General features: G+C 69.5%; 22 protein-coding genes and 2 pseudogenes. 17 read left to right on the top strand and 7 right to left on the bottom strand.

Translation table 11 applies throughout. From position 1 onward, the window contains the following. Positions 1-116 precede the first annotated feature (116 nt). Positions 117-695 (bottom strand): TetR/AcrR family transcriptional regulator, encoded by a 579-nt coding sequence (locus tag QH290_RS11395; RefSeq protein ID WP_280261672.1) that lies wholly within the window; start codon positions 693-695, stop codon positions 117-119. A 76-nt stretch (positions 696-771) separates the two neighbouring features. Between QH290_RS11395 and QH290_RS11390 the strand changes: the two genes are divergently transcribed. Together QH290_RS11390 and QH290_RS11385 are read left to right on the top strand one after the other, a co-directional pair. Beyond that, positions 772-1,164 carry a nuclear transport factor 2 family protein gene (locus tag QH290_RS11390; RefSeq protein WP_280382814.1) on the top strand — a complete coding sequence of 131 codons (393 nt, stop codon included), beginning with the start codon at positions 772-774 and terminating at the stop codon, positions 1,162-1,164. A gap of 12 nt (positions 1,165-1,176) precedes the next feature. Beyond that, positions 1,177-1,590 (top strand): annotated as a pseudogene (locus QH290_RS11385) (anthrone oxygenase family protein); the annotation flags it as partial. Between the two features lie 98 nt (positions 1,591-1,688). On the opposite strand, the gene QH290_RS11380 reads toward QH290_RS11385, so the two are convergent. Further along, positions 1,689-2,138, bottom strand: a complete 450-nt coding sequence (locus tag QH290_RS11380; protein WP_280261668.1) for a MarR family winged helix-turn-helix transcriptional regulator — start codon at positions 2,136-2,138, stop codon at positions 1,689-1,691. Positions 2,139-2,232: 94 nt separating this feature from the next. Here QH290_RS11380 and QH290_RS11375 point away from each other — a divergent pair, with 94 nt between their 5' ends. From QH290_RS11375 to QH290_RS11365, 3 genes are read left to right on the top strand one after another with little or no spacing between them, the layout of a single operon-like run. Next, positions 2,233-2,607, top strand: coding sequence for a cupin domain-containing protein (locus QH290_RS11375; RefSeq protein ID WP_280261666.1), 375 nt, complete (start codon positions 2,233-2,235; stop codon positions 2,605-2,607). A gap of 53 nt (positions 2,608-2,660) precedes the next feature. After that, positions 2,661-2,906: a DUF2630 family protein gene (locus QH290_RS11370; RefSeq protein ID WP_280261664.1), complete on the top strand. Its 246-nt coding sequence runs from the start codon at positions 2,661-2,663 to the stop codon at positions 2,904-2,906. A gap of 16 nt (positions 2,907-2,922) precedes the next feature. Beyond that, complete coding sequence (locus QH290_RS11365) at positions 2,923-4,437, top strand: carboxylesterase/lipase family protein (protein ID WP_280261663.1); 1,515 nt, start codon at positions 2,923-2,925, stop codon at positions 4,435-4,437. A 5-nt stretch (positions 4,438-4,442) separates the two neighbouring features. Here the strand turns inward: QH290_RS11365 and QH290_RS11360 are convergent, their stop codons facing one another. The 3 genes from QH290_RS11360 to cobF all read right to left on the bottom strand — a co-directional run bounded on the left by QH290_RS11360 (position 4,443) and on the right by cobF (position 6,899). Further along, positions 4,443-5,309 (bottom strand): Fpg/Nei family DNA glycosylase, encoded by an 867-nt coding sequence (locus QH290_RS11360; RefSeq protein WP_280382813.1) that lies wholly within the window; start codon positions 5,307-5,309, stop codon positions 4,443-4,445. Between the two features lie 41 nt (positions 5,310-5,350). Beyond that, positions 5,351-6,043 carry a hypothetical protein gene (locus tag QH290_RS11355; RefSeq protein ID WP_280261659.1) on the bottom strand — a complete coding sequence of 231 codons (693 nt, stop codon included), beginning with the start codon at positions 6,041-6,043 and terminating at the stop codon, positions 5,351-5,353. A gap of 106 nt (positions 6,044-6,149) precedes the next feature. Beyond that, a complete protein-coding gene (gene cobF / locus QH290_RS11350) occupies positions 6,150-6,899 on the bottom strand; it encodes a precorrin-6A synthase (deacetylating) (protein WP_280261657.1) in 750 nt (249 codons plus the stop codon). Positions 6,900-6,944: 45 nt separating this feature from the next. Between cobF and QH290_RS11345 the strand changes: the two genes are divergently transcribed. The 7 genes from QH290_RS11345 to QH290_RS11315 all read left to right on the top strand — a co-directional run bounded on the left by QH290_RS11345 (position 6,945) and on the right by QH290_RS11315 (position 12,027). Continuing rightward, positions 6,945-7,757 (top strand): thymidylate synthase, encoded by an 813-nt coding sequence (locus tag QH290_RS11345; RefSeq protein WP_280261655.1) that lies wholly within the window; start codon positions 6,945-6,947, stop codon positions 7,755-7,757. Further along, positions 7,754-8,239: a dihydrofolate reductase gene (locus tag QH290_RS11340; RefSeq protein WP_280261653.1), complete on the top strand. Its 486-nt coding sequence runs from the start codon at positions 7,754-7,756 to the stop codon at positions 8,237-8,239. The genes QH290_RS11345 and QH290_RS11340 overlap by 4 nt, the downstream gene beginning before the upstream one ends. Positions 8,240-8,368: 129 nt before the next feature. Beyond that, positions 8,369-8,695 carry a cupin domain-containing protein gene (locus QH290_RS11335; RefSeq protein ID WP_280261651.1) on the top strand — a complete coding sequence of 109 codons (327 nt, stop codon included), beginning with the start codon at positions 8,369-8,371 and terminating at the stop codon, positions 8,693-8,695. An 88-nt stretch (positions 8,696-8,783) separates the two neighbouring features. Beyond that, entirely contained in the window at positions 8,784-9,812 is a 1,029-nt protein-coding gene (locus QH290_RS11330) for a Dyp-type peroxidase (RefSeq protein WP_280261649.1), read from the top strand. Between the two features lie 126 nt (positions 9,813-9,938). After that, the gene (locus QH290_RS11325) at positions 9,939-10,739 is read left to right on the top strand and encodes a family 1 encapsulin nanocompartment shell protein (RefSeq protein WP_280261648.1); all 801 of its coding nucleotides are present in this window, start codon (positions 9,939-9,941) and stop codon (positions 10,737-10,739) included. 106 nt (positions 10,740-10,845) lie between these two features. Continuing rightward, a complete protein-coding gene (locus QH290_RS11320; protein ID WP_280382812.1) occupies positions 10,846-11,376 on the top strand; it encodes a hypothetical protein in 531 nt (176 codons plus the stop codon). 234 nt (positions 11,377-11,610) lie between these two features. Further along, positions 11,611-12,027 (top strand): NUDIX hydrolase, encoded by a 417-nt coding sequence (locus tag QH290_RS11315; protein ID WP_425303584.1) that lies wholly within the window; start codon positions 11,611-11,613, stop codon positions 12,025-12,027. Between the two features lie 103 nt (positions 12,028-12,130). Here the strand turns inward: QH290_RS11315 and QH290_RS11310 are convergent, their stop codons facing one another. Together QH290_RS11310 and QH290_RS11305 are read right to left on the bottom strand one after the other, a co-directional pair. Then, entirely contained in the window at positions 12,131-13,759 is a 1,629-nt protein-coding gene (locus QH290_RS11310; protein WP_280382810.1) for an MFS transporter, read from the bottom strand. 114 nt (positions 13,760-13,873) lie between these two features. Next, entirely contained in the window at positions 13,874-14,542 is a 669-nt protein-coding gene (locus tag QH290_RS11305; protein ID WP_280382809.1) for a TetR/AcrR family transcriptional regulator, read from the bottom strand. A gap of 200 nt (positions 14,543-14,742) precedes the next feature. Here QH290_RS11305 and QH290_RS11300 point away from each other — a divergent pair, with 200 nt between their 5' ends. From QH290_RS11300 to atzF, 5 genes and pseudogenes are all read left to right on the top strand, one after another. Then, positions 14,743-16,275: an amino acid permease gene (locus QH290_RS11300; RefSeq protein WP_280382808.1), complete on the top strand. Its 1,533-nt coding sequence runs from the start codon at positions 14,743-14,745 to the stop codon at positions 16,273-16,275. Positions 16,276-16,699: 424 nt separating this feature from the next. Next, a complete protein-coding gene (locus QH290_RS11295) occupies positions 16,700-17,452 on the top strand; it encodes a DUF1989 domain-containing protein (RefSeq protein WP_280382807.1) in 753 nt (250 codons plus the stop codon). After that, on the top strand, positions 17,449-18,090 hold the full coding sequence (locus QH290_RS11290) for an urea amidolyase associated protein UAAP2 (protein WP_280382806.1): 642 nt from the start codon (positions 17,449-17,451) through the stop codon (positions 18,088-18,090). The genes QH290_RS11295 and QH290_RS11290 overlap by 4 nt, the downstream gene beginning before the upstream one ends. After that, a pseudogene (locus tag QH290_RS11285) lies at positions 18,087-20,090 on the top strand (5-oxoprolinase/urea amidolyase family protein). Before QH290_RS11290 ends, QH290_RS11285 begins: the two are co-directional and overlap by 4 nt. Before the next feature lie 88 nt (positions 20,091-20,178). Then, the gene (gene atzF, locus QH290_RS11280; RefSeq protein WP_280382805.1) at positions 20,179-21,804 is read left to right on the top strand and encodes an allophanate hydrolase; all 1,626 of its coding nucleotides are present in this window, start codon (positions 20,179-20,181) and stop codon (positions 21,802-21,804) included. The last annotated feature ends 125 nt before the right edge of the window (positions 21,805-21,929 follow it).

The following is a 21,929-nucleotide window of genomic DNA, read 5'->3' as shown; positions in this document are numbered from 1 at the left end:
CGGCCCGCGCCCCCCCCCCCCCGCCCCCCCCCCCCCCCCCCCCCCGCCCCGCCCCCGCCCCCGCCCCCCCCCCCCCCCCCCCGGGGCCCGGGGATATCGTCGGAACCGGGCTCCGGTTAGCTCGAACTGCTGCCTACCAGTCGAAGTACGCTGTCCCGCAACGCTTTCTCCGCCGCTCGGGTGGTCATGCGCCCGTCTTTCACCTGTTCCCCCGCGGCGTGGCCCAGGGCGATGATCGACGTGGCCAGCCAGTCGGGTTTCAGGGTGCGATCGAATTCGCCGGTCCGCTGACCGCGGCGGATGAGGCGTTGCAGGTGGTCGTCGACGGGGACGTGGCGGGCGCGGTCGTCCCCCGGCACGGGCTCCCCGCGCGACAGCACCGGATATTCCTCGAAGGCCCGCCAGCTGACCTCGAGCATCCGCATCAGGGCGTCGGTCGCGGAGCCCTCGTCCGGATCCAGGGCGTTCATCGCCGCCATCGTCCGATCGGTGACATGGTCGACGACGGCCGCCAGCAGATCGTCGCGAGAAGCGAAGTGGGCGTAGATGGTTTGGCGCGTCACACCCGCCTGCGCGGCGACCGCGGCCAGCCCCGCCCCTGGCCGCTGCGCGAACAATCGCGCCGCGGCGTCGATGATGGCCGCCCGGCTGCGCTCGGCATCGGCGCGGCGCCGAGGTTCCCCTCCACTCGTCAAAATCTTACACCCTTGTCAAAGTTGATCCGGCCGCATAACGTTTACAGCGTTGTCAGAATTCTACGGCTGGAGCGCCATGAGACCCACACCGACCCACACCCCGGAACGGTTCATCGCCGACTTCCTCACCGGCTTCACCGACGCGGCCGTGCGCGACGACGGCAGCGATCCGGGCGCGATCGTGGACCGCTTCCACACCCCGGACGTCGTCCAGATCAGCGACGGCATCCGGATCGACCGGGACCGCCTGGCCGCCCACCTGCGGTCGGTGCGAAAGAACCTGCGGGAGTACCGATTCGATGTGCACGAGGCATTCGCCGACGGCAACCGCATCGCCGCCCGCCTGACCATTCACGCGCGCATGCGCAAGGAGGCGCTCACCACCGAGGTCCACCTGTTCGGCGAGTTCACCCCGGACGGCCGCATGCGGCGCTCCCATCAGCTCACCCGAACCCTCGCGGCCGAGTAGCACGGGGGCGTCATGCGCGCACATTACATCCAGGCCCTTGCGCTGCTCGCCACCGGATTGCTCACGGGCGCTTTCGGATACGGCCTGGTCAATCTCGCACCCACGTTCCACCGCGTACCCCTGCAGATGCGCCTGGAGTTCCACGCCGAGCTGATGCGGAACAACAGCATCAGCATGCAGATCACGATGGCCGTCGCGGCCCTGAGCTGCTTCGTGCTGGCCGCACTACACCGCGGCCGAGTTCGTGCGCTCGCGGCGACGGCGGGATCGCTGGTCGTCGCCTCGTTCCTGATCACCCGGTTCGGCAACGTGCCGATCAACCGGCAGATCAGAGCGTGGATCACCGAGGGAACACCCGGCGACTACGCCGACATCCTCGCCCGCTGGGACCTGTACCACGGATTACGCACCGGCACCTCGCTGCTCGCGTTCGTACTGGTGATCGTGATCGCCACCTGGCTGGCACGCACACCCCGGGAGGCGGCGGAATCCACTGCGCCGGTGACGGTTTTGACGCCGACGGGTCAGAGCCGACGCAAGGTGCGCGCCAAACCGTCGGGCGAGTCGCTACGCTCGACGATCGCGGTGAGCACCTTGCGCACGGCGGCCACCGACTCGTCGCCGAGTTCGGCGGCGAGTTCGCCCTCGAAGGCCCGGTGGAATTCGTACCCGGCGGCCAGCAGGTCGCGGGCGCGCTCGGTGAGCACGAGCAGCTTCACCCGGGCATCGCCGGGATCGGCGACGCGCTCGACATATCCGGCCGCCACCATCTCCTCCACGGTCTTGGCCGCGCCCTGCGGGGTGACCTGGAGCTTCGCCGCCAGCGCACTGGTCGTCATGCGCTCGGCGGCAAGCACTTTGAGCGCGTAGCCGAAGGTCGGTTTGAGCCGGGTGAATCCGCGGTCCTCCAGATGCTCGTGCAGTTCGTGCACGAACTGATTGAAGGCGAGACCGAGCAGTATCCCGAAGTGCACCACATCTCCCGTCGACAGCGCGCTTGACGAATGACAACCATAGTTGTACAACTATGGTTGTAAACCTTGGTTGTGTAATGAGAGGCTACACCCGATGCCTGTGGTCCACGGCTCCACCGCCCCCGTCTTCGACCTGCCCAACGTCACCTTCACCGGCCTGGCCTCCCCCAGCCGGGGCGCGAAGGAGACCTGCGTGTGGCGCACCCGCGTCAAGCCGGGCGTCGAGCCCGACGAGCATTCCTTCGACCGCGAGGAGGTCGTCCTGGCCGTTGCCGGTCGCGCCGTCGCCCTGCTGGACGGCGTTCGCCACGAGATCGCCGCCGGTGATGCCGTCGTGATCCCGGCCGGCACCTCGTTCGGGCTGGGGAACCCGTACGACGAGCCGTTCGAGGCCGTCGCCGTGCTGCCCGTCGGCGCGACCGCGCGGATGGCCGACGGCACCACCCTCGTCCCGCCCCCGGCCCGATGACCGCCGGGCGCGGTGCGGGTCCGCGTTCGGGCGACGGCCGTAGCATGGAGCCCATGACCGAACAGGACATTCTCACGCGCATCAAGGAACTGGTGGATCGTGAGCATCAGCTGCGGTCCAAGTCCGAGGAGGGCGCGCTGGATCCGGAGCGGGAGCGCGCTCAGCTGGCCGAACTCGAGGTGATGCTCGACCAGTGCTGGGATCTGCTGCGGCAGCGGCGCGCCCGCACCGATCGCGGCGAGAACCCGGACGAGGCGCAGGCCAACTCCGCCAAGCAGGTCGAGGGTTACCTGCAGTAACGGCTACCATCTATTGATGGTGGCAACGACAGACATCACGACGGCCGACGGCGTTGTCCGGGGCCATCGTGGCCGCCGCGTCCTGCGCTGGCGGTCGATTCCCTACGCCGCTCCCCCGGTCGGTGAGCTACGGTTCCGTGCACCGCAGCCGGTGCGGCCCTGGTCCGGTGTCCGCGAGGCCACCTCGTTCGGATTCGCGGCCATGCAGCATCGAGACGGAGCGCGGCTCGGTCCGCGGCGGTCCCAGCCGACCGACGAGGACTGCCTGACGCTGAACGTCGTCGCCCCGGCCGCGCCGTCGTCGGCGCCGCGGCCGGTCATGGTGTTCATCCACGGCGGCGGCTACGTGCTCGGGACCTCCGCGCTCCGGCTGTATTCGGGGGCGCGGCTGGCGTTGCGCGGCGATGTGATCGTGGTATCGCTGAACTATCGCCTCGGCGCCTTCGGCTACGTCGACTTCAGTGAATTCTCCACCGCGACAAGGCCGTTCGAGTCGAATCTGGGATTGCGCGATCAGGTGGCGGCGTTGCGGTGGGTGCAGCGCAATATCGCCGCGTTCGGCGGAGATCCCGGCAATGTCACCATATTCGGCGAATCGGCCGGCGCGCACGCGGTGGTGAGCCTGCTGGCCACGCCCGCGGCGGCGGGGCTGTTCCAGCGCGGCATCGCCCAGAGCGCGCCCGCCGACTGGGCGATGACGGCGACCGAGGCGCGGGCCTTCGCACGGCAGTGCCTGCAGGGCCTCGGGATCGATGCGGAGGACGCCGCGACCGCGCTGACCACGATGGGCGCCAACGATATTCGCAAGGGTGTGGATCGGGCCATCGGAAAGGTGCTGTGGGAGCAGCCCGGTAGCTTCCCCGCGGCCCCGGTCGTGGACGGCGACTATCTGCCGCGTGCGCCGATCGACGCGTTCGCCGACGGCAGCGCGCACGCCGTCCCGCTCATCATCGGCACCAATCGTGACGAGGGGACGCTGTTCCAGCGCTTCGATCGCACGCTGCCCACCACCCCGGGGCAGCTGCACACCGCGCTGTCGCGCTGCGGCGACGCCGAGCTCGAAAAGCGGGTCGTCGCAGCCTATCCCGGCTATCCGGCGCGAAGGGTGGCGGTGCGCATGGGCGGTGACTTCGTGTTCTGGCGGCCGACCATCGCCGTGCTGGAGGGGCACAGCCGACACGCGCCCGCGTATGCCTACCGCTTCGACTACGCACCGCGCGTGGTGCAGGCGGCCGGGTTCTCGGCCACCCACGCGCTGGATCTGATCCCCGTATTCGGCGGCGTCGACACGCCGGTCGGGCGGGCGTTGACCGCGGCGGGCGGATATCGGGGATTCCGTGCGGTACAGGAGGAATTCCAGGACAACTGGCTGTCGTTCGCCCGCACCGGCAAGCCCCTCGACTCGTGGCCGGAATACACCGAACAGCGGCGCAGCACGCGGATCATCGACCATCCGGCGCGGGTCGAGGTCGATCCGGAGAAGGCCAAACGTCTTGCCTGGGAAGGGGTTCGGGTTCCCGCGCTGCAGTGAGCGGGCTACTTGAGCAGGCGGGACATGCGACGGTCGGCGAGAATCTTGCCGCCGGTCTGGCAGGTGGGGCAGTACTGGAACGACTTGTCGGCGTAGGCGACCTCGCGGACGGTATCGCCGCAGACCGGGCACGGGAGGCCCGTCCGGGCGTGCACCTGCATGCCGGAGCGCTTCTCGCCTTTGAGCCGCGCCGCGTCCTGGCCCACCGAGCGGTTCACGGCATCGGTGACGATGGCGCGCATGGCCTCGTAGAGCTGCGCCGACTTCTCCGGGGTGAGGGACCCGGCGGTGGCGAACGGGGAAAGTTTGGCGGCGTGCAGGATCTCGTCGGAGTAGGCGTTGCCGATGCCAGCTAACAGCGTCTGGTCGGTCAACGCGGTCTTGAGGCGCTGCGAGGTGCCGCGCAGGATCTCCGCGAACCGGTCCTCGGTGATCTCCAGCGCATCGGGGCCCAGGCGCGCGATGCCCGGCACCGACTTCGGATCCTCCACCACCCAGACCGCGAGCCGCTTCTTGGTACCGGCCTCGGTGAGATCGAATGCCGGGGTGGCGCCCTCGGGGGTGAAGAAGTGCACCCGCAGCGCCAGCGGACCCTTGCCGGGCTTGGGCGGGTTGGGGCTCGGCTCGTCCAGCCAGCGCAGCCAGCCGCCCCGGGACAGGTGCGTGATCAGCCACAGGCCACCGCAGTGCAGGCCCAGGTGTTTGCCCCAGTGCCCCGCGCCGGTGACGTCACGACCGGATAGCGCGGTGATCGGCGGGTCGAAGGTCTTCAGCACGCTCAGCGCCGCGACATCCACCCGCCCGACAACCGCGCCCACCGCGTGCTCGGCCAAGAACCGCTCGAGCGCCACGATCTCCGGTAACTCGGGCACCCCCGCAGCTTACCGGCCACCACCGACACGGCGGGTGATCACTATGCGGCCGGTTCGGCTGCCGGAACGGCCGGTGGCTCGGCCAGCGGTGCCACGTACCCGCCGATCGCACCGGCGGCGGCGCCGATCGCGGCACCGGCGGCGGCCGCGGGGACCGTGATCACGGCGGCGCCGATCTGGGCGCCGACCACCGGGCCGATCAGCAGGCCGATCGGCAGGAACGGCACCCCGGCCACGAGACCGGCGACGCTCCCGACGAGCGCGCTGGTCGCGGCGAGCGGAGCGGAGGCCACCGCGCCCACCGCCGCACCGGTGGCGGCGCCGCCGAGCGTGTCGGCGGCCATCCGATCGGACCGCTCGGGCTCGAATCCGGCCGAGTCGAGGCTCTGCGCGAGCCCGGCCTCGGCGTTCGCGGCGGCGTCGTTGATCTGGGTGGTGGTCTGCGGATCGATGAAGTCGGGGCGACCGACGACGACCGAGCCGATGCGAATGGTGTTGTCGGGCGCCGGGATCGGGGCCGCGGCCGGAGCGGGAAGGCGCAGGATCGCCGCACCGACGGCGGCAAGGTCGCCCGGCGGGGCGGGCTGCTGCGCGATCGTGTCGGTGTCACCCGCGGGATCGGCGGCGGCCGGGGTCGCCGACAGCACCAGCGCCAGTGGTACCGCGCCGACCACCAGCGCGGAGCCGGTGCGCTTCAGCCATCTCTCCGCGGCGAGTCGATTCCGTACTACCATGGACGACCTCCTCATCGAACACCCCCGCCTTCGAAAGAGATTCGTTTCACCGCGGCATCCGGATTCGTACAGGCGGATTCCGGCCATATTCGCGAGGGCGCGGGAATCAGGCGCGGCGCAGGAGATAGATGTCCATGATCCAGCCCTTCGCGTCGCGGAGTTCGCTGCGGCGCCGCAGGATTCGATCCTCGACGGCCCGCAGCGGGCCCTCGATCAGGGTTTCGTCGGGCATGCCCAGGTAGGCGCCCCACCAGATGTGCAGATCGTCGCCGGGGACGCTGGTGAACGAGCCCTCGCCGTCGAGCATGACCAGGGTGGACTCCCCCGGGGCCACACCGTCCTCACGCAGGCGCCGACCGGTGGTGATGTGCACCGGCTCGCCGATCTCGTGCAGCACGATGCGATGCCGGGCGGCCAGCGCCTGCGCACTCGTGACACCCGGGACGACCTCGTAGTCGAACCGCGCGCGACCGCGGTCGAGCACCCGGCGCACCATGCGCAGGGTGCTGTCGTACAGCGACGGATCTCCCCACACCAGAATGCCGCCGACGCCGTCGGTCCCCGCGAACGCCTCCTCCAGCAGCGCCGCCCGCCGCTCGTGCCAGTCCTCGACCACCCCGCGGTAGTCCGGATCGGTGACGGTGCGGTCGCGCGGCGGATCGGCGATCTCCACGATCCGGTACGGGCGGTCGAGATGTTCGGTCAGGATCGCGGTGCGCACCTCGACCAGTTCCTGTTTCGCGTCGCCCTTGCCGATGACGAAGAAGACGTCGACGCGGCGCATGGCCTCGATGGCCTGCACCGTTACCTGAGTCGGATCCCCGGCGCCGATCCCGATCACATAGAGCTGCTGCACGATGCCCAAGCTTGCCAGTCGGTCCCATGCGTTAACTTGGCAGTCATGGACGGCGCCCGCTCTCGCGATACCCAGTACGAGGATCTGCTGCGGCAGGTGCTGGCTTCCGGGACACCGAAGTCCGACCGCACGGGCACGGGGACCCGCAGCGTCTTCGGCCATCAGCTGCGCTACGACCTGTCGGCCGGATTCCCGCTGATCACGACCAAGCGCGTGCACCTGAAGTCGATCGTCTACGAGCTGCTGTGGTTCCTGCGCGGCGAGTCGAATATCGGGTGGCTGCGCGAACACGGGGTGACGATCTGGGACGAATGGGCCGATCCGAGCGGCGAATTGGGGCCGGTGTACGGCGTGCAGTGGCGGTCGTGGCCGACGCCCGACGGCGCGCACATCGACCAGATCTCCCAGATCCTGCACACCCTGCGCACCGATCCGGATTCGCGGCGCATGCTCGTGTCGGCGTGGAACGTGTCGGAGCTGGACAAGATGGCGCTGGCGCCGTGCCATGCCTTGTTCCAGTTCTATGTCGCGGGCGGCAGGCTGTCGTGCCAGCTGTACCAGCGCAGCGCCGACCTGTTCCTCGGCGTGCCGTTCAATATCGCGAGCTACGCGCTGCTGACCCACATGGTGGCGCAGCAGGCCGGGCTCGAGCCCGGCGATTTCATCTGGACCGGCGGCGACTGCCACATCTACGACAACCACGTCGAACAGGTCCGCGAACAGCTCGCGCGGGAGCCGTATCCGTTCCCCGAGCTGGAGCTGCGGCGGGCGCCGACCCTGTTCGACTACGCCTACGAGGATGTGAAAGTCGTGGGTTACCAGCATCATCCGGCCATCAAGGCACCGGTCGCGGTATGAGCCGCATCGGGCTGATCTGGGCGCAGACGCCCGCGGGCGTCATCGGTGCCGACAACGCGATCCCGTGGCGGGTGCCCGAGGATATGGCGCACTTCAAGGAGGTGACGCTGGGCCACCCGGTGGTGATGGGGCGGCGCACCTGGGATTCTTTGCCCGAGCGTTTCCGGCCGCTGCCCGACCGGCGGAATATCGTCGTCACGCGACAGCCCGACTGGTCGGCCGCGAGCGCCGAACGCGCGGGATCCGTGGAAGAGGCCCTGCGGCTCGCCGACGCCGATCCCATCTGGGTCATGGGGGGCGGCGAAATCTACCGCGCGGCAATGGAATACGCCACCGATCTCGAGGTCACCACGGTGGATACGCGGGTCGAGGGCGATGCCTATGCCCCGCCGATCGGATCCGGCTGGCGAATCGACACCGACAGCGGCTGGCGCGAGTCGAAATCCGGGCTGCGTTACCGCTGGTCGCGTTACGTCCGCTGAGACCGGCGCCGTCATCCACACCGAATCGCAACGGCGAAACGCCCGAGACCGTGGCACCCGTCCGGCATACTCACGACTATTCAGCCCGCGACCACAGCCCGCTCTCGGCTGATCCGTGAAAGGTTGTCCATGGACAAGAAATCGCTGACCGCGGTGGCCCGCCAGCAACTCAAACTGGCCGCGACCGCCACGAGCGGACGCAGTTCTCAGACGCTGTACGGCGGCCACACCCACAGCCTCCGTCAGACCGTGATCGCGCTGACCGCGGGTCAGAGTCTGGCCGAGCACGAGAACCCGGGCGAGGCCACGCTGCAGGTGCTGACCGGCACCTTGACCCTGTTCTCCGGCGCCAACGAGTGGAAGGGCTCGCCCGGAGACCTGCTGGTCATCCCCGATGCCCGGCACAGCGTGAAGGCCCTCGACGACGTGGCGTTTCTGCTGACCGTCGCGAAATAGCCGCCCCACCGGCGAGCCGCTCGAGATCACAGCAGACTCGGGGCAATCCTCGGCGATCCTGTCGGTGGCACCCCGTACGCTGAAGATCATGGGTGAGCCGCAGCCGATCCTCGATCCGCTCACGCGGGCCGCGACCTTCCTCGTCGCCACCATCGACGAGGGTGGTGAAGCGGCCGTTCGCGATCTGCTCGCCGACCTGTCCGGGTTGCGCCGGTCGGTCGGGTTCCGGGTCCCCGGCGCCGACCTCAGCTGCTGCGCGGGCATCGGTTCCGCGGCGTGGGACCGCCTGTTCGCCGGGCCGAAACCCGCGGAGCTGCACGAGTTTCCGGGCTACTCCGGCGACCGTCACCAGGCCCCCGCGACACCCGGCGACCTGCTGTTCCACATCAAGGCCGAGGCCCCGGACGCCTGCTTCGAGCTGGCGATGGCGATCGGCAACCGGCTGCGCGGGGCGGCCACCATCGTCGACGAGACCATCGGCTTCCGCTACTTCGAGGTGCGCGATCTGCTCGGCTTCGCCGACGGCACGGAGAATCCGGAGGGGCAGCAGGCCGCGGCGGCGGCGCTGGTCGGCGCCGAGGATCCCGCCTTCGCCGGGGGCAGCTATGTCGTCGTGCAGAAATACACGCACGACCTCGACGCGTGGAACGCCCTGTCGGTGGAGGAGCAAGAGCGCGTCATCGGCCGCACCAAACTGGGCGACTACGAACTCTCCGACGAGGAGAAGCCGCTGAACTCGCACGTGGCGGTCAACACGCTGTACGACCCGGACGGCACCCAGCGCCAGATCGTGCGCGCCAATATGCCCTTCGGCAGCGTGCAGGCGGGCGAGTTCGGCACGTACTACATCGCCTACGCCGCCACGCCCAGCGTCACCGAGCGGATGCTGGAGCGGATGTTCCTCGGCAGCGACGAGGCCGCGTACGACCGCATTCTCGATTTCTCCACCGCCGTCACCGGCACCCTGTTCTTCGCACCCACGACCGAATTCCTGGACGACCCGCCGGGCCCGCCCGGCGACGAGGAGCCGGCGGCCGACGAGGGTGCCCTGACCGACGCCGCACCGACGGGCGACGGCTCCCTCGGAATCGGCACCCTGAAAAAGAGTCGGGTATGAGGGGCAAGGAGTCGGGTATGAGCGGCGGGAGTCGGGTATGAGCGGCACAGGATCGGGTATGAGCGGCCTGGACTATTACCGGGCCGCACTCACGAAGGGCACCGCGCACACCGGAAAGGACGCAGCATGAACAACCTGCATCGCGAGCTCGCGCCGATCACCGACGAGGCATGGACGGCGATCGAGGAGGAGGCGACCCGCACGTTCAAGCGGCATATCGCCGGGCGCCGCGTCGTCGACCTGTCCGGTCCGCACGGCACCGACTATTCCGCGGTCGGGCTGGGGCGCACCACCGCCATCAGCGCGCCCGACGAGGGTGTGCAGGTGCGGCAGCGGGTGGTGGCGCCGCTGGTGGAGTTGCGGGTGCCGTTCACGCTGTCGCGCGAGGAGCTCGACAACGTCGAACGCGGCGCCCAGGACACCGATCTGGACCCGGTGAAGGATGCCGCGCGGCGAATCGCCTTCGCCGAGGACCGGAGCATTTTCGAGGGCTATCCGGCCGCCGACATCACCGGCATCCGGGCGGCCTCCTCCAATACCCCGATCACGCTGCCGTCGGATCCCCGGCTGGTGCCCGAGGCGGTGGCGCAGGCGCTGAGCGAGCTGCGGCTGGCCGGTGTGGACGGGCCGTATTCGGTGCTGCTGAGTGCCGACCTGTACACCCAGGTCAGCGAGACCTCCGACCACGGCCATCCGATCCGCACCCACATCGAGCGCCTGATCCCCGAGGGCGAGATCATCTGGGCCCCGGCCATCGACGGCGCCTTCGTCCTCACCACCCGCGGCGGCGACTTCGACCTCCAACTGGGCCAAGACCTGTCGATCGGCTACCAATCCCACGACACCGACACGGTCCAGCTGTACTTCCAGCAAAGCCTGACCTTCCTGGTGTACACGGCCGAGGCAGCGGTCGCCCTACGCGCCTGAGTCCTGCTTTCCGGTGCGGCCCCGCTGTGTGTCGCTGGTCGTCGCATGCCTCGCCGAGACGGCGAGGCAGCCGGTACGGTTGCTCGCAGCGTAGGTAGGAGGGCCGATGACCGGAGTGCGGGCGGGAGTGGTTTCGGGGCGCCGGGCGCTGGTCTACAGCTGTCTGGGAGTGTTCACCACTGTCGCGGTATGTGGGTTGATCGTGGGGGTGTTCGGGGTGAATCGGGTGTTCACCGGGCTGTTGGTGGGGGGCGTGGTGGCGGTGGCGTTGTTGGTCAGGTTGTTCGGGCGGGATGCTGTGGTGCTCACCGAGCAGGCCATTTATCGGCGGACGCCGTTGGCGGAGGACAGCATCGAGTGGGATCGGGTGGTGGCGGGGCGGTTCGCGCTCGACGAGCGGGCGCGGTGGTCGCTCGCGCTGGATCTGGCCGGTGGGGACGAGACGCACGGTGAGTTGATTCTGCTGAGCATTCCGCCGGTGGTGCGGCCGGTCTCCAACGCCTACGAGCATCGCAAGCGCGAACAGGTGGCCGAGGTGCGGAAGATGCTGCGCCACAAGCGGGTTCCGGTCACCGTGCTTCCGGAGATCGCCGAGGCCCTGCACGAGCATTGGAAACTGGCCCCACCCACCCGCTGACGCACAATAGACATCGCCCGCAATGGGCAGCGCCCCCGCAATGGCGGCGCCCACAATCGGCAGCGCCCCCGCAATAGGCGGCGTAGCGCGGCCCCGCAATGGGGCGGCGCCCCGCAATAGGTGGGGTGGCCCCACAATAGTTGGTGCTACGCAGAGGGCAGGGCCCTATAGCTCGCGGTGCCCGCAAGGACGGCGCCCACAACAGGCGGGTGGGTTGAGGGGCGCACAGGTGGAATGGAAGAAGGTGGAGTGGTGATTCGTACAGCGGCCGTGGCGCATGTGCGGGATCGTCGGCTGCTGCAGGCGCGGTCGGCGGGGAAAGATGTGTTCTATATGGCGGGCGGGAAGATCGATCCCGGCGAGACGCCCGAGCAGGCGCTGCACCGGGAGGTGCGCGAGGAACTCGGCGTCGGCGTCTCCGCCTACCGGAAACTGGGCATCTTCGAATGCCAGGCGTACGGCCACGCACCGGGCACCGCGCTGCACATGACGTGCTTCACCGCCGACCTCACCGGCGACCCGCACCCCACCAGCGAGGTCGCCGAACTCCGCTACTTCACGGTCGGCGAGTACGCATCCATGCCCCACGTAGCCCCCGGCTCCATGCTCGTCTTCCACCGCCTCCACGAACTCGGCCTCATCGACTGGTAGCCCCCATTCCCGCACCGTTTGTTCGTTCCCGCACTGGTTACAGGGTCCTGTAGAGGGTGCGCGAGCACGCAGGGGGTGCGAGATAAGGGACGCGGGCGGCGGGCTAAGGGCGTGGGTCGTCGGGGGTTTCGGAGGCGCGTAGCGGGATTCGGGTGGCGGCCAGGAGGCCGAGCAGGAGGAATACCGCGGCGGCGAGCATGGTGATTCGGGTGGCGTCGGCGAATCCGCGGGACAGGGCGTCTACGACCTCCTGGGTGCCGTCGTGGTCGCGCAGCGCGGTGATGGCGCCACCGGCGGATTCGCGGGTCGCGGTCGCGACCTCGCCGGCGGCGCGGTCCGGCAGCCCGTCCACCTCTCCCAGCTGGTTCGGCAGGATGCGCCCCAGCGATACCGAGAGCACCCCGCCGAGCACCGCGGCGCCCAGGGCGGAGCCGACCTGACGCACCGTGGACTGGGTGGCGGCCCCCTGCCCGGACGCCGCGGGCGGGACATCGGCCAGCACGGTGCCGGTGAGCTGCGCCGAGGCCAGGCCGAGCCCGACGCCGTAACAGGCGAGCAGCACCGCCAGCAGCCACGGCGAGACATCCGGCGAGACGAACAGCGCGGTCACCGCCACGGCCACCACCTCGATCGCCAGGCCGATCCGCACGATCCGCACCGGGCCGAACGACTTCGCCAGCCTCTCGGTAGCGGCACCGGCCAGGAATGCGCCCAGGGCCATCGCGGCAAGCACGAGACCGCTTCGGAGCGTGGACATTCCGAGCACGTTCACCATGTACAGCGGCAGGACGAACAGCAGGCCGAACTCCCCCAGCGCCACGGCGAACGCGGCGGTGTTGCCCCACCGGAACCCTCGGATCCGCAACAGCGAAAGATCCAGCAGCGCAGAGCGATTCACGTGCGCACGATGCCGCTCCCAGAGCACGAACAGCACCAGCAGCCCCACACCCACCACCAGCATGAGCGGAATCGGCGAACTCGCGGCGCGGGTGGACCAGGTCAGCCCGAAGAGGTGGAACTCACGCAGCGGCTGCCACCAGCCGTAGGTCTGGCCCTCGATGAGCGCGAACACCACGAGCGCGAAACCCGCTGCGCTGAGCAGGAATCCGTCGACGTCCAGGCCGTGCGCATGGGTGTCGGCCCGGGTTTCCGGCACGAACAGCACGATCCCGGCCAGCACCAGCAGCCCGAGCGGCAGGTTCACCAGAAAGATCCACGGCCAGGTGAAACTGGTGGTCAGCCAGCCGCCGAGCAGCGGCCCGACGGCGGCCGCCCCGGACATGACCGAGCCCCAGACCGCGAAGGCGATGATCCGGTCGCGGCCGCGGAAGACGGCGTTGACCGTCGACAGCGTGCCCGGCAGCACGCCCGCACCGCCGATGCCCTGGACGATGCGACCCCAGATCAGCGTCGAGGGATCGTCCGCGGCGGCGGCCAGCAGGCTACCGGCGACGAACAGCACCACGCCCGCGGCGAAGATCTTGCGCCGACCGAAGCGGTCGCCGAGGCGACCCGCGGTGATCAGCAGCGCGGCGAACACCACCGCGTAGACGCTGGTCACCCACTGCGCCTGGGTGAAGTCGAGACCCAGGTCGCGAATGATCACCGGCAGCGAGACACCGACGATGGTGCTGTCGAGAACCACCATGGCCAGGCCCAGCGCGAGTGCCGCCAGCGCGAACCAGCGCCTGCGGTCCTGCTGCAGCGATGAATCGAGCCCCGCGTCCACCATGCACAACTCCCGCCGTCGACTGGGAATGCCGTCGAAGAACCTCGTGCGCCATCCAGTCTACGAGTCGTTTGCCAGATATTCGCCAAATGCGGGCGGGTGCAGCGGGCAGCCAGGTCAGGACCCGGCCAGGCGCTGCAGCAAACTGTCGGCTGCGGCGCGGATCGCTTCCTGGTCACCGGACCAGCCCAACATGTGCAACGCGGCGTCGGGGATCAGCCGCTCGGCGTATTCGGGCGATGCCCCCTCATCGGAGCGGATGTTGATGACGCTCTCCACGAGCCGGAAGGGCAGCACCCGCGCCCCGCTCACCCGGGGCGCGCCGACGGCGCCGATCACCTCGTCGGCCAGGTGTTCGTAGTGCCCGCGAAGCTCCTGGCGGCGCAGCCGGAATGCCTCGAACCGCTCCGAACGCAGCTCCGGCAAGAGGTACAGCGCGCCGAGATTCCATCGGGCCGCGCACAATTGGCGGACATCGAACCAGGCCAGCGCATACAGTCGCACCTGCGCGGACTCCGGTTCGGCGCGCAGCCTGCCCGCCAATTCCAGTGGGCCGGTGACCGTTTCGTCCAGCAGCGCGTCGAGGATGTCGTCCTTGGCGGCGAAGTGGTGATACAGCGAGGCCTGGCGGATGCCCACCGCATCGGCGATGCCGCGGGTGGAGGTGCTCGCATAACCCTTGGTGGTGAACAATTCCGCGGCGGCATCGAGGATCTCGGCGCGCGGCGTCTGCCCCTGGCGACGCCGCGGCTCGAGGCGCGGTCGGCCGGGTCCGAGTTGCGTCACGGCTCCATTCTTGCCTATCGGCGATCCCGAATTTCGGCGCGTCCGCGGCCGTGAGATTTCTGTCATACGACAGAAACTTGGGCAACACAGAAGTTACCCGGCGTCCCGGGACCGATACATCGACGTCACCACCGCGCCGCACGCGATTGCAAAACTTTCACCCGATAGATATTGGCCACGACGCCGAAGGACTCCCGCCCATGGCCACCACCCTTGCCCCGCCCGCCGAATCCGGCGGTTCCGACAGCGCCGACCTCGAACGATTCGGCTACCAGCCCGTCCTGCACCGCAAGCTCGGCCGGTACGCCTCCTTCGCGGCCGGATTCTCCTTCGTCTCCATCCTCACCACGATCTTCCAGTTCTTCGGCTTCGGTTACGGATTCGGCGGCGCCGCCTTCTTCTGGACCTGGCCGATCGTGTTCGCCGGGCAGTTCCTGGTGGCCCTGAACTTCGCCGAACTGGCCGCGCACTACCCGATCTCGGGATCGATCTACCAGTGGTCGCGGCGGCTGGCGGGCGAGGCCATCGGCTGGTTCGCGGGCTGGATGATGATCATCGCGCAGATCCTGACGGCCGCCGCCGCGGCGATTGCGCTGCAGGTGGTGCTGCCGTCGATCTGGAGTGGATTCCAGATCGTCGGCGAGGATACGGCGCTGACCTCGCGGTCGGGGGCCATGAACGCCGTGCTGCTGGGCAGCGTGCTGCTGATGCTGACGACCGCGGTGAACGTGGTCGGCATCGATTGGATGTCGCGGTTGAACACCGTCGGAGTCACCGTCGAGATCGTCGGTGTGCTCGCCACCGTCGGCGTGCTGTTCACCCATGCCGATCGCGGGCCGTCGGTGGTGCTGGATACCGGCCACGCGGCGCCCGGGCCGTACTGGGCCGCGTTCCTGGTGTCGGGGCTGATGGCCGCCTATGTCATGGTCGGATTCGGCTCCGCCGGTGAGCTTTCCGAGGAGACCAGGAATCCACGCCGGGTGGCACCGCGGGCGATCCTCAGCGCGCTGACCGTGTCCGGGATCGGCGGGGTGCTGATGCTGCTCGGCGCGCTGATGGCCGCGCCCAGCCTCGACGACGGTCGGCTCGCGAGCGAGGGCCTGGCCTATGTGATCTCGGCGAAGCTGTCCACGCCCGCGGGCAAGGTGCTGCTGGGGTGCGTCGCGGTGGCGATCCTGGTCTGCACGCTGGCCATTCAGACCGCCGCCTCGCGGCTGCTGTTCTCGATGGCGCGCGACGGAAAGCTGCCGTTCGCGCGTCGGCTGTCGGTCGTGCACCCGCGCTTCGGCACTCCGATCCTTCCGGCCGTCGTGGTCGGCGTGCTCGGGATCGCGCTGCTGGTGGTCAATCTCGGCAATGCGGCGATCTTCGCGACCCTCGCCAGCGTCGGGATCGTGACGTTCTACCTGGCCTACCTGCTGGTCACCGCGCCGCTGCTGATACGCCGGATCACCGGGTGGCCGACGGCCGATCCTGCGGTGCCCGAGCGGCTGTTCTCGCTGGGGCGCTTCGGGATTCCGCTGAACGCGCTGGCGGTGGTGTGGGGTATCGCGATGTCGGTGAACCTCGCCTGGCCGCGGCGGGAGGTGTACGCACCCGACGGTGGATCGTGGTGGATGCTCTGGGCCGCTCCGCTTTTCGTCGCGGCGGCGGTCGCGGTCGGGATGGTGGTGTACCGGATATCGGCCACCGGCCCGGCACGTCGGTCCGTTCCCGCAGTCCAGCCCGCCTGAGCGCCGAGGCGATACCCCATGGACCAGCGGCGAGGCACCCGCGACCGACCATCCGAAGGACGCACCGCACAAGCGATCTCGAGGCTCCGGAAGGCGCTGCGGAGGAACACCTCCGGACGGGCCGAGACAGGCGAGCGTGTGACGCAGGTATCGAAATCGTTGCGGCCCACCATATTCGGGCGTCCTGCACTCGCCCTGCTGATCGCTGAGACGGTCCGACGGCGCTGGGCGTCCCGTGCTCGCCCTGTTGATCGATGAAGCGGTCGAACGACGTGGGGCATCCGTGCGTGCCCCCCGTTGATCGCCGCCGTAGTCGACGGCGGATGGCGTGGGCGGGCCGTGGTGGTGAGCCGCCCCGGCCCCGGGGATTCCGCAGGTCCCGGACCGGCGGGGCGTCGATACATCTTTCGAGAAGGGAATTCTGATGACAAGTACGGCATCGACCACCGGGGCGCGCGACCATGCCCGCGCCCAGGCGGCCGGGGCGGCGATCGACGGACCCGACCTCCCCGGGGACGTCGACTCCGCGAAAATCACCTTCGCACAGCGGCTTCCCGCCGATGGGTACGCGAATGTGGTGCTGGGCCGCGGCACCCGGGTGCGGCTGCGGGATCCGGACGGCGCGGCGTGCGCGCACGTCCTGCTGGTGCGGTCCGAATCGCCTTGGGAGCGACTGAATGTCGCCGATACGGTGAAGGTGCCGTGGCAGGCGTACCTCGGTGCGGGGCATCCGCTGCTCTCGGATCAGGGGCGCGTGCTGGCGACCGTGGTCGCCGACTCGTCGCGGCGGCACGACGCGCTGTGCGGACCGAGCGCGGCGGCGCGACAGGCATTGCGGCTGGCCGGTGCGAAACATGGTCTGGCACCGCGGGATATCGGCCCGACGGTGTCGTTCTTCCGGGGTGTGCGGGTCGAATCCGACGGCGGCCTGGTGGTGTCGGGCGGGGCGGGCGCGGGGGCGGCGGTCGATCTGCTGACGCACCTGCCGGTGACACTACTGATCGCCAATGCCGCGCATCCGCTCGATTCCACTCCCCCGACCGATCTCGACATCGTCGCCTGGAGGGCGCCGGAAGAGCTTGCGCGGCAACACAACACCGATCCCGAATACCTGCGTGCCGTGGAGAACACCGAGCGGGCCTGGCACGCCGCACTCACCCCGGAGGTGTACTCGTGAACAAGGCAGCGAACGGATCCGGCGCCCTCGCGGGCACTGTCGTCCGGGACGAGACCGTCCCCGCCCGGGCGCCGTGGTCGGCGGTGGTCGCGGCCGGGGACCGGCTGGAGATCATCGACCTGCACGGCAATCAGGCCGTGGACTGCCTGCTGTATTCGGCCGCGGATCACAGCGACCGCTACAGCGCGCAGGCCACCGTCGCCGCGCAGCGCAACATCTTCCTCACCACCGGCAGCGTGCTGCGCACGGATTCGGGTGCGGCACTCATGACCGTGATCGCCGACGAGGTCGGCAACCACGACACCGTCGCGGGCGCCTGTTCACAGGAGTCGAATACGCTGCGCTACGGCCATCACACCCGCCACCAGCACGCCTGCGTGGAGAACTTCCTGACCGAGGCCCTGAAGTGGGGTCTGGGGAAACGGGATCTGGTATCGAATATCAACTGGTTCATGAACGTCCCGGTGGAGGCCGACGGCACCCTCGGCATCGTCGACGGGCTGTCGGCGCCCGGCAAGAAGGTCACACTGCGCGCCGAGCGGGACACCCTGGTGCTGGTGTCGAACTGCCCGCAGATCAACAACCCCTGCAACGGATTCGACCCGACGCCGGTGCGCATGGTCGTGACGCGCTCATGACCGGCGGCGCCGAATTCGAGGTCGTGCGGCCGGGGATGATGACGACCGTGCAGGACTGGCCGGGGCGGATCGGGTACTGGCATGTGGGCGTGCCGCCCTCGGGGCCCATGGACGATCTGTCGTTCCGGCTCGGGAATCGGGCGGTCGGCAATGTCGAGGGTGCGCCGGGGCTCGAGTGCACGCTGGGTGGTCCGGCGCTGCGGTTCTCGGCACCGACCTGGGTGTGCGTGACGGGCGCCCCGGCCCCGGTCGCCGTCGACGGTGTCGCCGTGCCGCAGTGGCGGCCCGTCGAGGTGCCCGCCGGTGGGGTGCTGGACATCGGGCTGGTCGCCGGGCCGGGGATGCGGTGCTATGTCCTCGTCGCCGGGGGTATCGACATGCCCGAATATCTCGGCAGCGCAGCCACTTTCACGCTGGGAAGGTTCGGCGGCGATACCGGGAACGCGCTGCGGGCCGGGGATGTCCTGCCGGTCGGCCGCGCGCACGGGCGGATTGCCGCCGCGGTCCCGACGGAGGAGCAGCCGGTTTTCGCCCGCCGGTGGGAACTGGCCGTCACCGAGGGACCGCACGGGGCGCCGGAGTTCTTCACCCGCAACGACTTCGACACCATTCTCGGCACCGACTACGAGGTGCATTTCAACTCCGATCGCACGGGGGTGCGGCTGATCGGGCCGAAGCCGCAGTGGGCGCGCGCCGACGGCGGCGAGGCAGGTTTGCATCCGTCCAATATTCACGACAACGCGTACTCCGTTGGCGCACTGGACTTCACCGGTGACACCCCGATTCTGCTGGGTCCCGACGGCCCGAGCCTCGGCGGGTTCGTCTGCCCGGTCACCGTCGTCGCCGCCGACCGATGGAAGCTCGGGCAGCTGACCCCCGGTGATGCGGTGCGATTCGTCGCGGTGCGGGCCGATCGCGCCGCCTCCCCGCGCGCGCTCGGGCCCGCCCGGCGTGCGGGCTAGCCGTTCGTGCTGTCGACCGGCGGGGACGGCGACGACGGTGTGCTGGCCCGCGGCGAGGCGGACGACACCACCGCGGTCACCTACAGGCGTCAAGGCGACGACGGTGTGCTCGTCGAATACGGCGATATGACACTGGACCTCGGCTTGCGGGCGCGGGTGCACGCGCTGCACCAGCATCTGCTGCAACGGCGCGAACCGGGAATCACCGAGCTGACTCCCGGCGTGCGGTCGCTGCAGGTCCGCACCGATCCGGACCGGCTGCCGACGGTGAAACTGCTCGCCCTGCTGGCGGAGGCCGAGTCGGCGCTGCCGCCCTCCGACGAGCTCGTGGTGCCCAGCCGCACCGTGCGGCTGCCGCTGTCCTGGGACGATCCGGCGACCCGCGAGGCCATCACCCGGTACATGCACGGCGTGCGGGCCGATGCGCCGTGGTGCCCCTGGAATATCGAGTTCATTCGCCGGATGAACGGATTGTCCTGCGTAGAAGAGGTTTTCGACACCGTGTTCGCCGCCGAGTACCTGGTGCTCGGGCTCGGCGACGTGTACCTGGGCGCACCGGTCGCCACCCCGACCGACCCGCGCCACCGCCTGGTCACCACCAAATACAACCCGGCCCGCACCTGGACTCCGGAGAATGCGGTGGGGATCGGCGGCGCGTACCTGTGCATCTACGGTATGGAGGGACCCGGTGGGTACCAATTCGTCGGCCGGACCACCCAGGTATGGAATCACCGGTCCTTCGGCGAATCGCGCCGTACGGGAGAGGTGAGTGAAAATCCCTGGCTGCTACGGTATTTCGACCGTATTCGCTGGTATCCGGTCTCGGCCGACGAACTGCTGGACCTGCGCGCCGATGTGGCCGCGGGACGGGGCCGTTCGGACGCCGAGGACGGTGAGTTCCGGCTCGCCGATCACCGGTCGTTCCTCGAGAGCAATGCCCCGACCATCGCCGAGTTCCGTGCCCGACAGTCGGAAGCCTTTGCCGCCGAGCGCAATTCCTGGCATGCGGCGGGTGAGCTGACGGGGGCGGGGCGATGACTGTGATTCCCGATACTCAGTGACAGACCGGCGAACCGGTGCGCTCGGCCCGCACGTAGGCCAGCGACGAACAGCATAGGAGAAGCACATGAGCGTATGGATTCACAGACGGCCCGATGAACAGGTTGCTGCCGAGATCGCACAGGCACGCGGGCCGCTCGCCGGGTTGCGGCTGGCGGTGAAGGACAATGTGGACGTGGCCGGAATCCCCACGACCGCAGGCTGTCCCGAGTACGCGTACGTTCCGGGCCACGATGCGCCCGCCGTGGCGGCGCTGCGCGCGGCCGGGGCCGTGGTGGTCGGGAAGACCAATCTCGATCAGTTCGCCACCGGCCTGGTCGGGACGCGATCGCCGTACGGCGTGGTCCCCAACGCGCTGCGTCCCGAATTCGTGTCCGGTGGTTCGAGTTCGGGGTCCGCGGTGGCGGTGGCGCTGGGCGAGGCGGATATCGCGATCGGGACCGACACGGCGGGATCGGGACGGGTCCCGGCCGCCTTCCAAGGGATCGTCGGAATCAAGCCGACCGTCGGAGCGATCAGCACCGAGGGTGTCGTGCCCGCCTGCCGCTCCTACGACTGCGTCACGATCTTCGCCGCGGATCTGCCCCTGGCGAATCGGGCCATGAGCGCGCTGGCCACCGCCTCCGACCGCGCCTGGCCGTGTGATACCCGGCTGGCCGCCCCGCCGGAACCCACTGTCGCGGTGTTCGATTCGCTGGGTGATCTGGACCCGCTGTGGCACAAGGCTTTCGAGCACACCGTGGCGACACTGCGGGAGCGGGGCGCGCGCATCGTGACCGTCGACCCGGAGCCGTTTCTGGCAGCCGCGCGGCTGCTGTACGGCGGTGCCCTGGTCGCCGAAAGGTATTCCGCGGTCGGTGAATTCGTCGACGAGCACCCGGATGCGGTCGACCCGACCGTCGCGGCGATCATTCGGGCGGCCCGCGACATTCCCGCGCATCGGCTGGTATCGGACCTCGCCGAGTTGCAACGGCTGCGCGGCCGGGCCATGGCGAGCCTCGCCGGGGCCGACGCCCTGCTCGCGCCGACCGCCCCGCTGCATCCCACCATCGCCGAGGTGGCGGCCGATCCGATCGGCGTGAACTCCCGGGTCGGGACCTATACGAACTTCTGCAATCTGTTCGATCTGTGCGCCGTCGCGGTACCGGCGGGCACCGCGGGGGACGCGCAGTTCGGTGTCACCGTTTTCGCCCGCGCCTTCGAGGACGCCGTCGCGTTGGATATCGCGTCTCTGATTTCCCACGGCGACAAGGGCTTTGCGGAACCGGCCGACCCGGCATGGCCGTCTCGGGTGGCGCCCGTGCACGAGCTGGTCGTCTTCGGTGCCCATCTGCGCGGGCAGCCGCTGGAACATCAGCTCACCGATCTCGGCGCCCGGTGGGCCGGGCCCGTTCGCACCGCACCGCGCTACCGGCTGGGCGCGCTCGACACCACGCCGCCGAAACCGGCCGTGACCCGCCGCCCCGACGGCGAGGCCGGAGTCTCCGTGGCCGGTGAGCGCTGGGTGCTCTCCCCCGCCGCCCTCGGCCGCTTCCTCAGCGCGCTCCCCGCACCTATGCAACTGGGCGCCGTCGAACTCGACGACGGCACCTGGGTAACCGCCTTCAGCTGCGACCCCGCCGCCGCAGCCGCCGCCAAGGACATCAGCGAGCACGGCGGCTGGCGGTCCGCCCTCGCCGCCGGAGCGGTCTGACACCCCGCCAGACAGTGCAGCTAACGCGGCCGGTTTACGCACGCCCTGTTGGCTCCCGCACCCCCTACATGGACCTGCAAGGGGTGCGGGAACCAACAACGGGTGCGGCAACGGCGTGATCCGTC

The sequence above is a fragment of the Nocardia wallacei genome (assembly GCF_029869545.1).
Classification (GTDB): Bacteria; Actinomycetota; Actinomycetes; order Mycobacteriales; family Mycobacteriaceae; genus Nocardia; species Nocardia wallacei_A.
Note: the sequence above shows the minus strand (reverse complement) of the source record. Positions and strands in the feature narration are given on the sequence as shown.

Coding starts and splice junctions, on each gene's coding strand:
- QH290_RS11390 (WP_280382814.1), top strand. CDS start 772: ATGAGACCCACACCGACCCACACCCCGGAACGGTTCATCGCCGACTTC.
- QH290_RS11375 (WP_280261666.1), top strand. CDS start 2,233: ATGCCTGTGGTCCACGGCTCCACCGCCCCCGTCTTCGACCTGCCCAAC.
- QH290_RS11370 (WP_280261664.1), top strand. CDS start 2,661: ATGACCGAACAGGACATTCTCACGCGCATCAAGGAACTGGTGGATCGT.
- QH290_RS11365 (WP_280261663.1), top strand. CDS start 2,923: ATGGTGGCAACGACAGACATCACGACGGCCGACGGCGTTGTCCGGGGC.
- QH290_RS11355 (WP_280261659.1), bottom strand. CDS start 6,043: ATGGTAGTACGGAATCGACTCGCCGCGGAGAGATGGCTGAAGCGCACC.
- QH290_RS11345 (WP_280261655.1), top strand. CDS start 6,945: ATGGACGGCGCCCGCTCTCGCGATACCCAGTACGAGGATCTGCTGCGG.
- QH290_RS11340 (WP_280261653.1), top strand. CDS start 7,754: ATGAGCCGCATCGGGCTGATCTGGGCGCAGACGCCCGCGGGCGTCATC.
- QH290_RS11335 (WP_280261651.1), top strand. CDS start 8,369: ATGGACAAGAAATCGCTGACCGCGGTGGCCCGCCAGCAACTCAAACTG.
- QH290_RS11330 (WP_280261649.1), top strand. CDS start 8,784: ATGGGTGAGCCGCAGCCGATCCTCGATCCGCTCACGCGGGCCGCGACC.
- QH290_RS11325 (WP_280261648.1), top strand. CDS start 9,939: ATGAACAACCTGCATCGCGAGCTCGCGCCGATCACCGACGAGGCATGG.
- QH290_RS11320 (WP_280382812.1), top strand. CDS start 10,846: ATGACCGGAGTGCGGGCGGGAGTGGTTTCGGGGCGCCGGGCGCTGGTC.
- QH290_RS11315 (WP_425303584.1), top strand. CDS start 11,611: ATGGAAGAAGGTGGAGTGGTGATTCGTACAGCGGCCGTGGCGCATGTG.
- QH290_RS11310 (WP_280382810.1), bottom strand. CDS start 13,759: ATGGTGGACGCGGGGCTCGATTCATCGCTGCAGCAGGACCGCAGGCGC.
- QH290_RS11300 (WP_280382808.1), top strand. CDS start 14,743: ATGGCCACCACCCTTGCCCCGCCCGCCGAATCCGGCGGTTCCGACAGC.
- QH290_RS11295 (WP_280382807.1), top strand. CDS start 16,700: ATGACAAGTACGGCATCGACCACCGGGGCGCGCGACCATGCCCGCGCC.
- atzF (WP_280382805.1), top strand. CDS start 20,179: ATGAGCGTATGGATTCACAGACGGCCCGATGAACAGGTTGCTGCCGAG.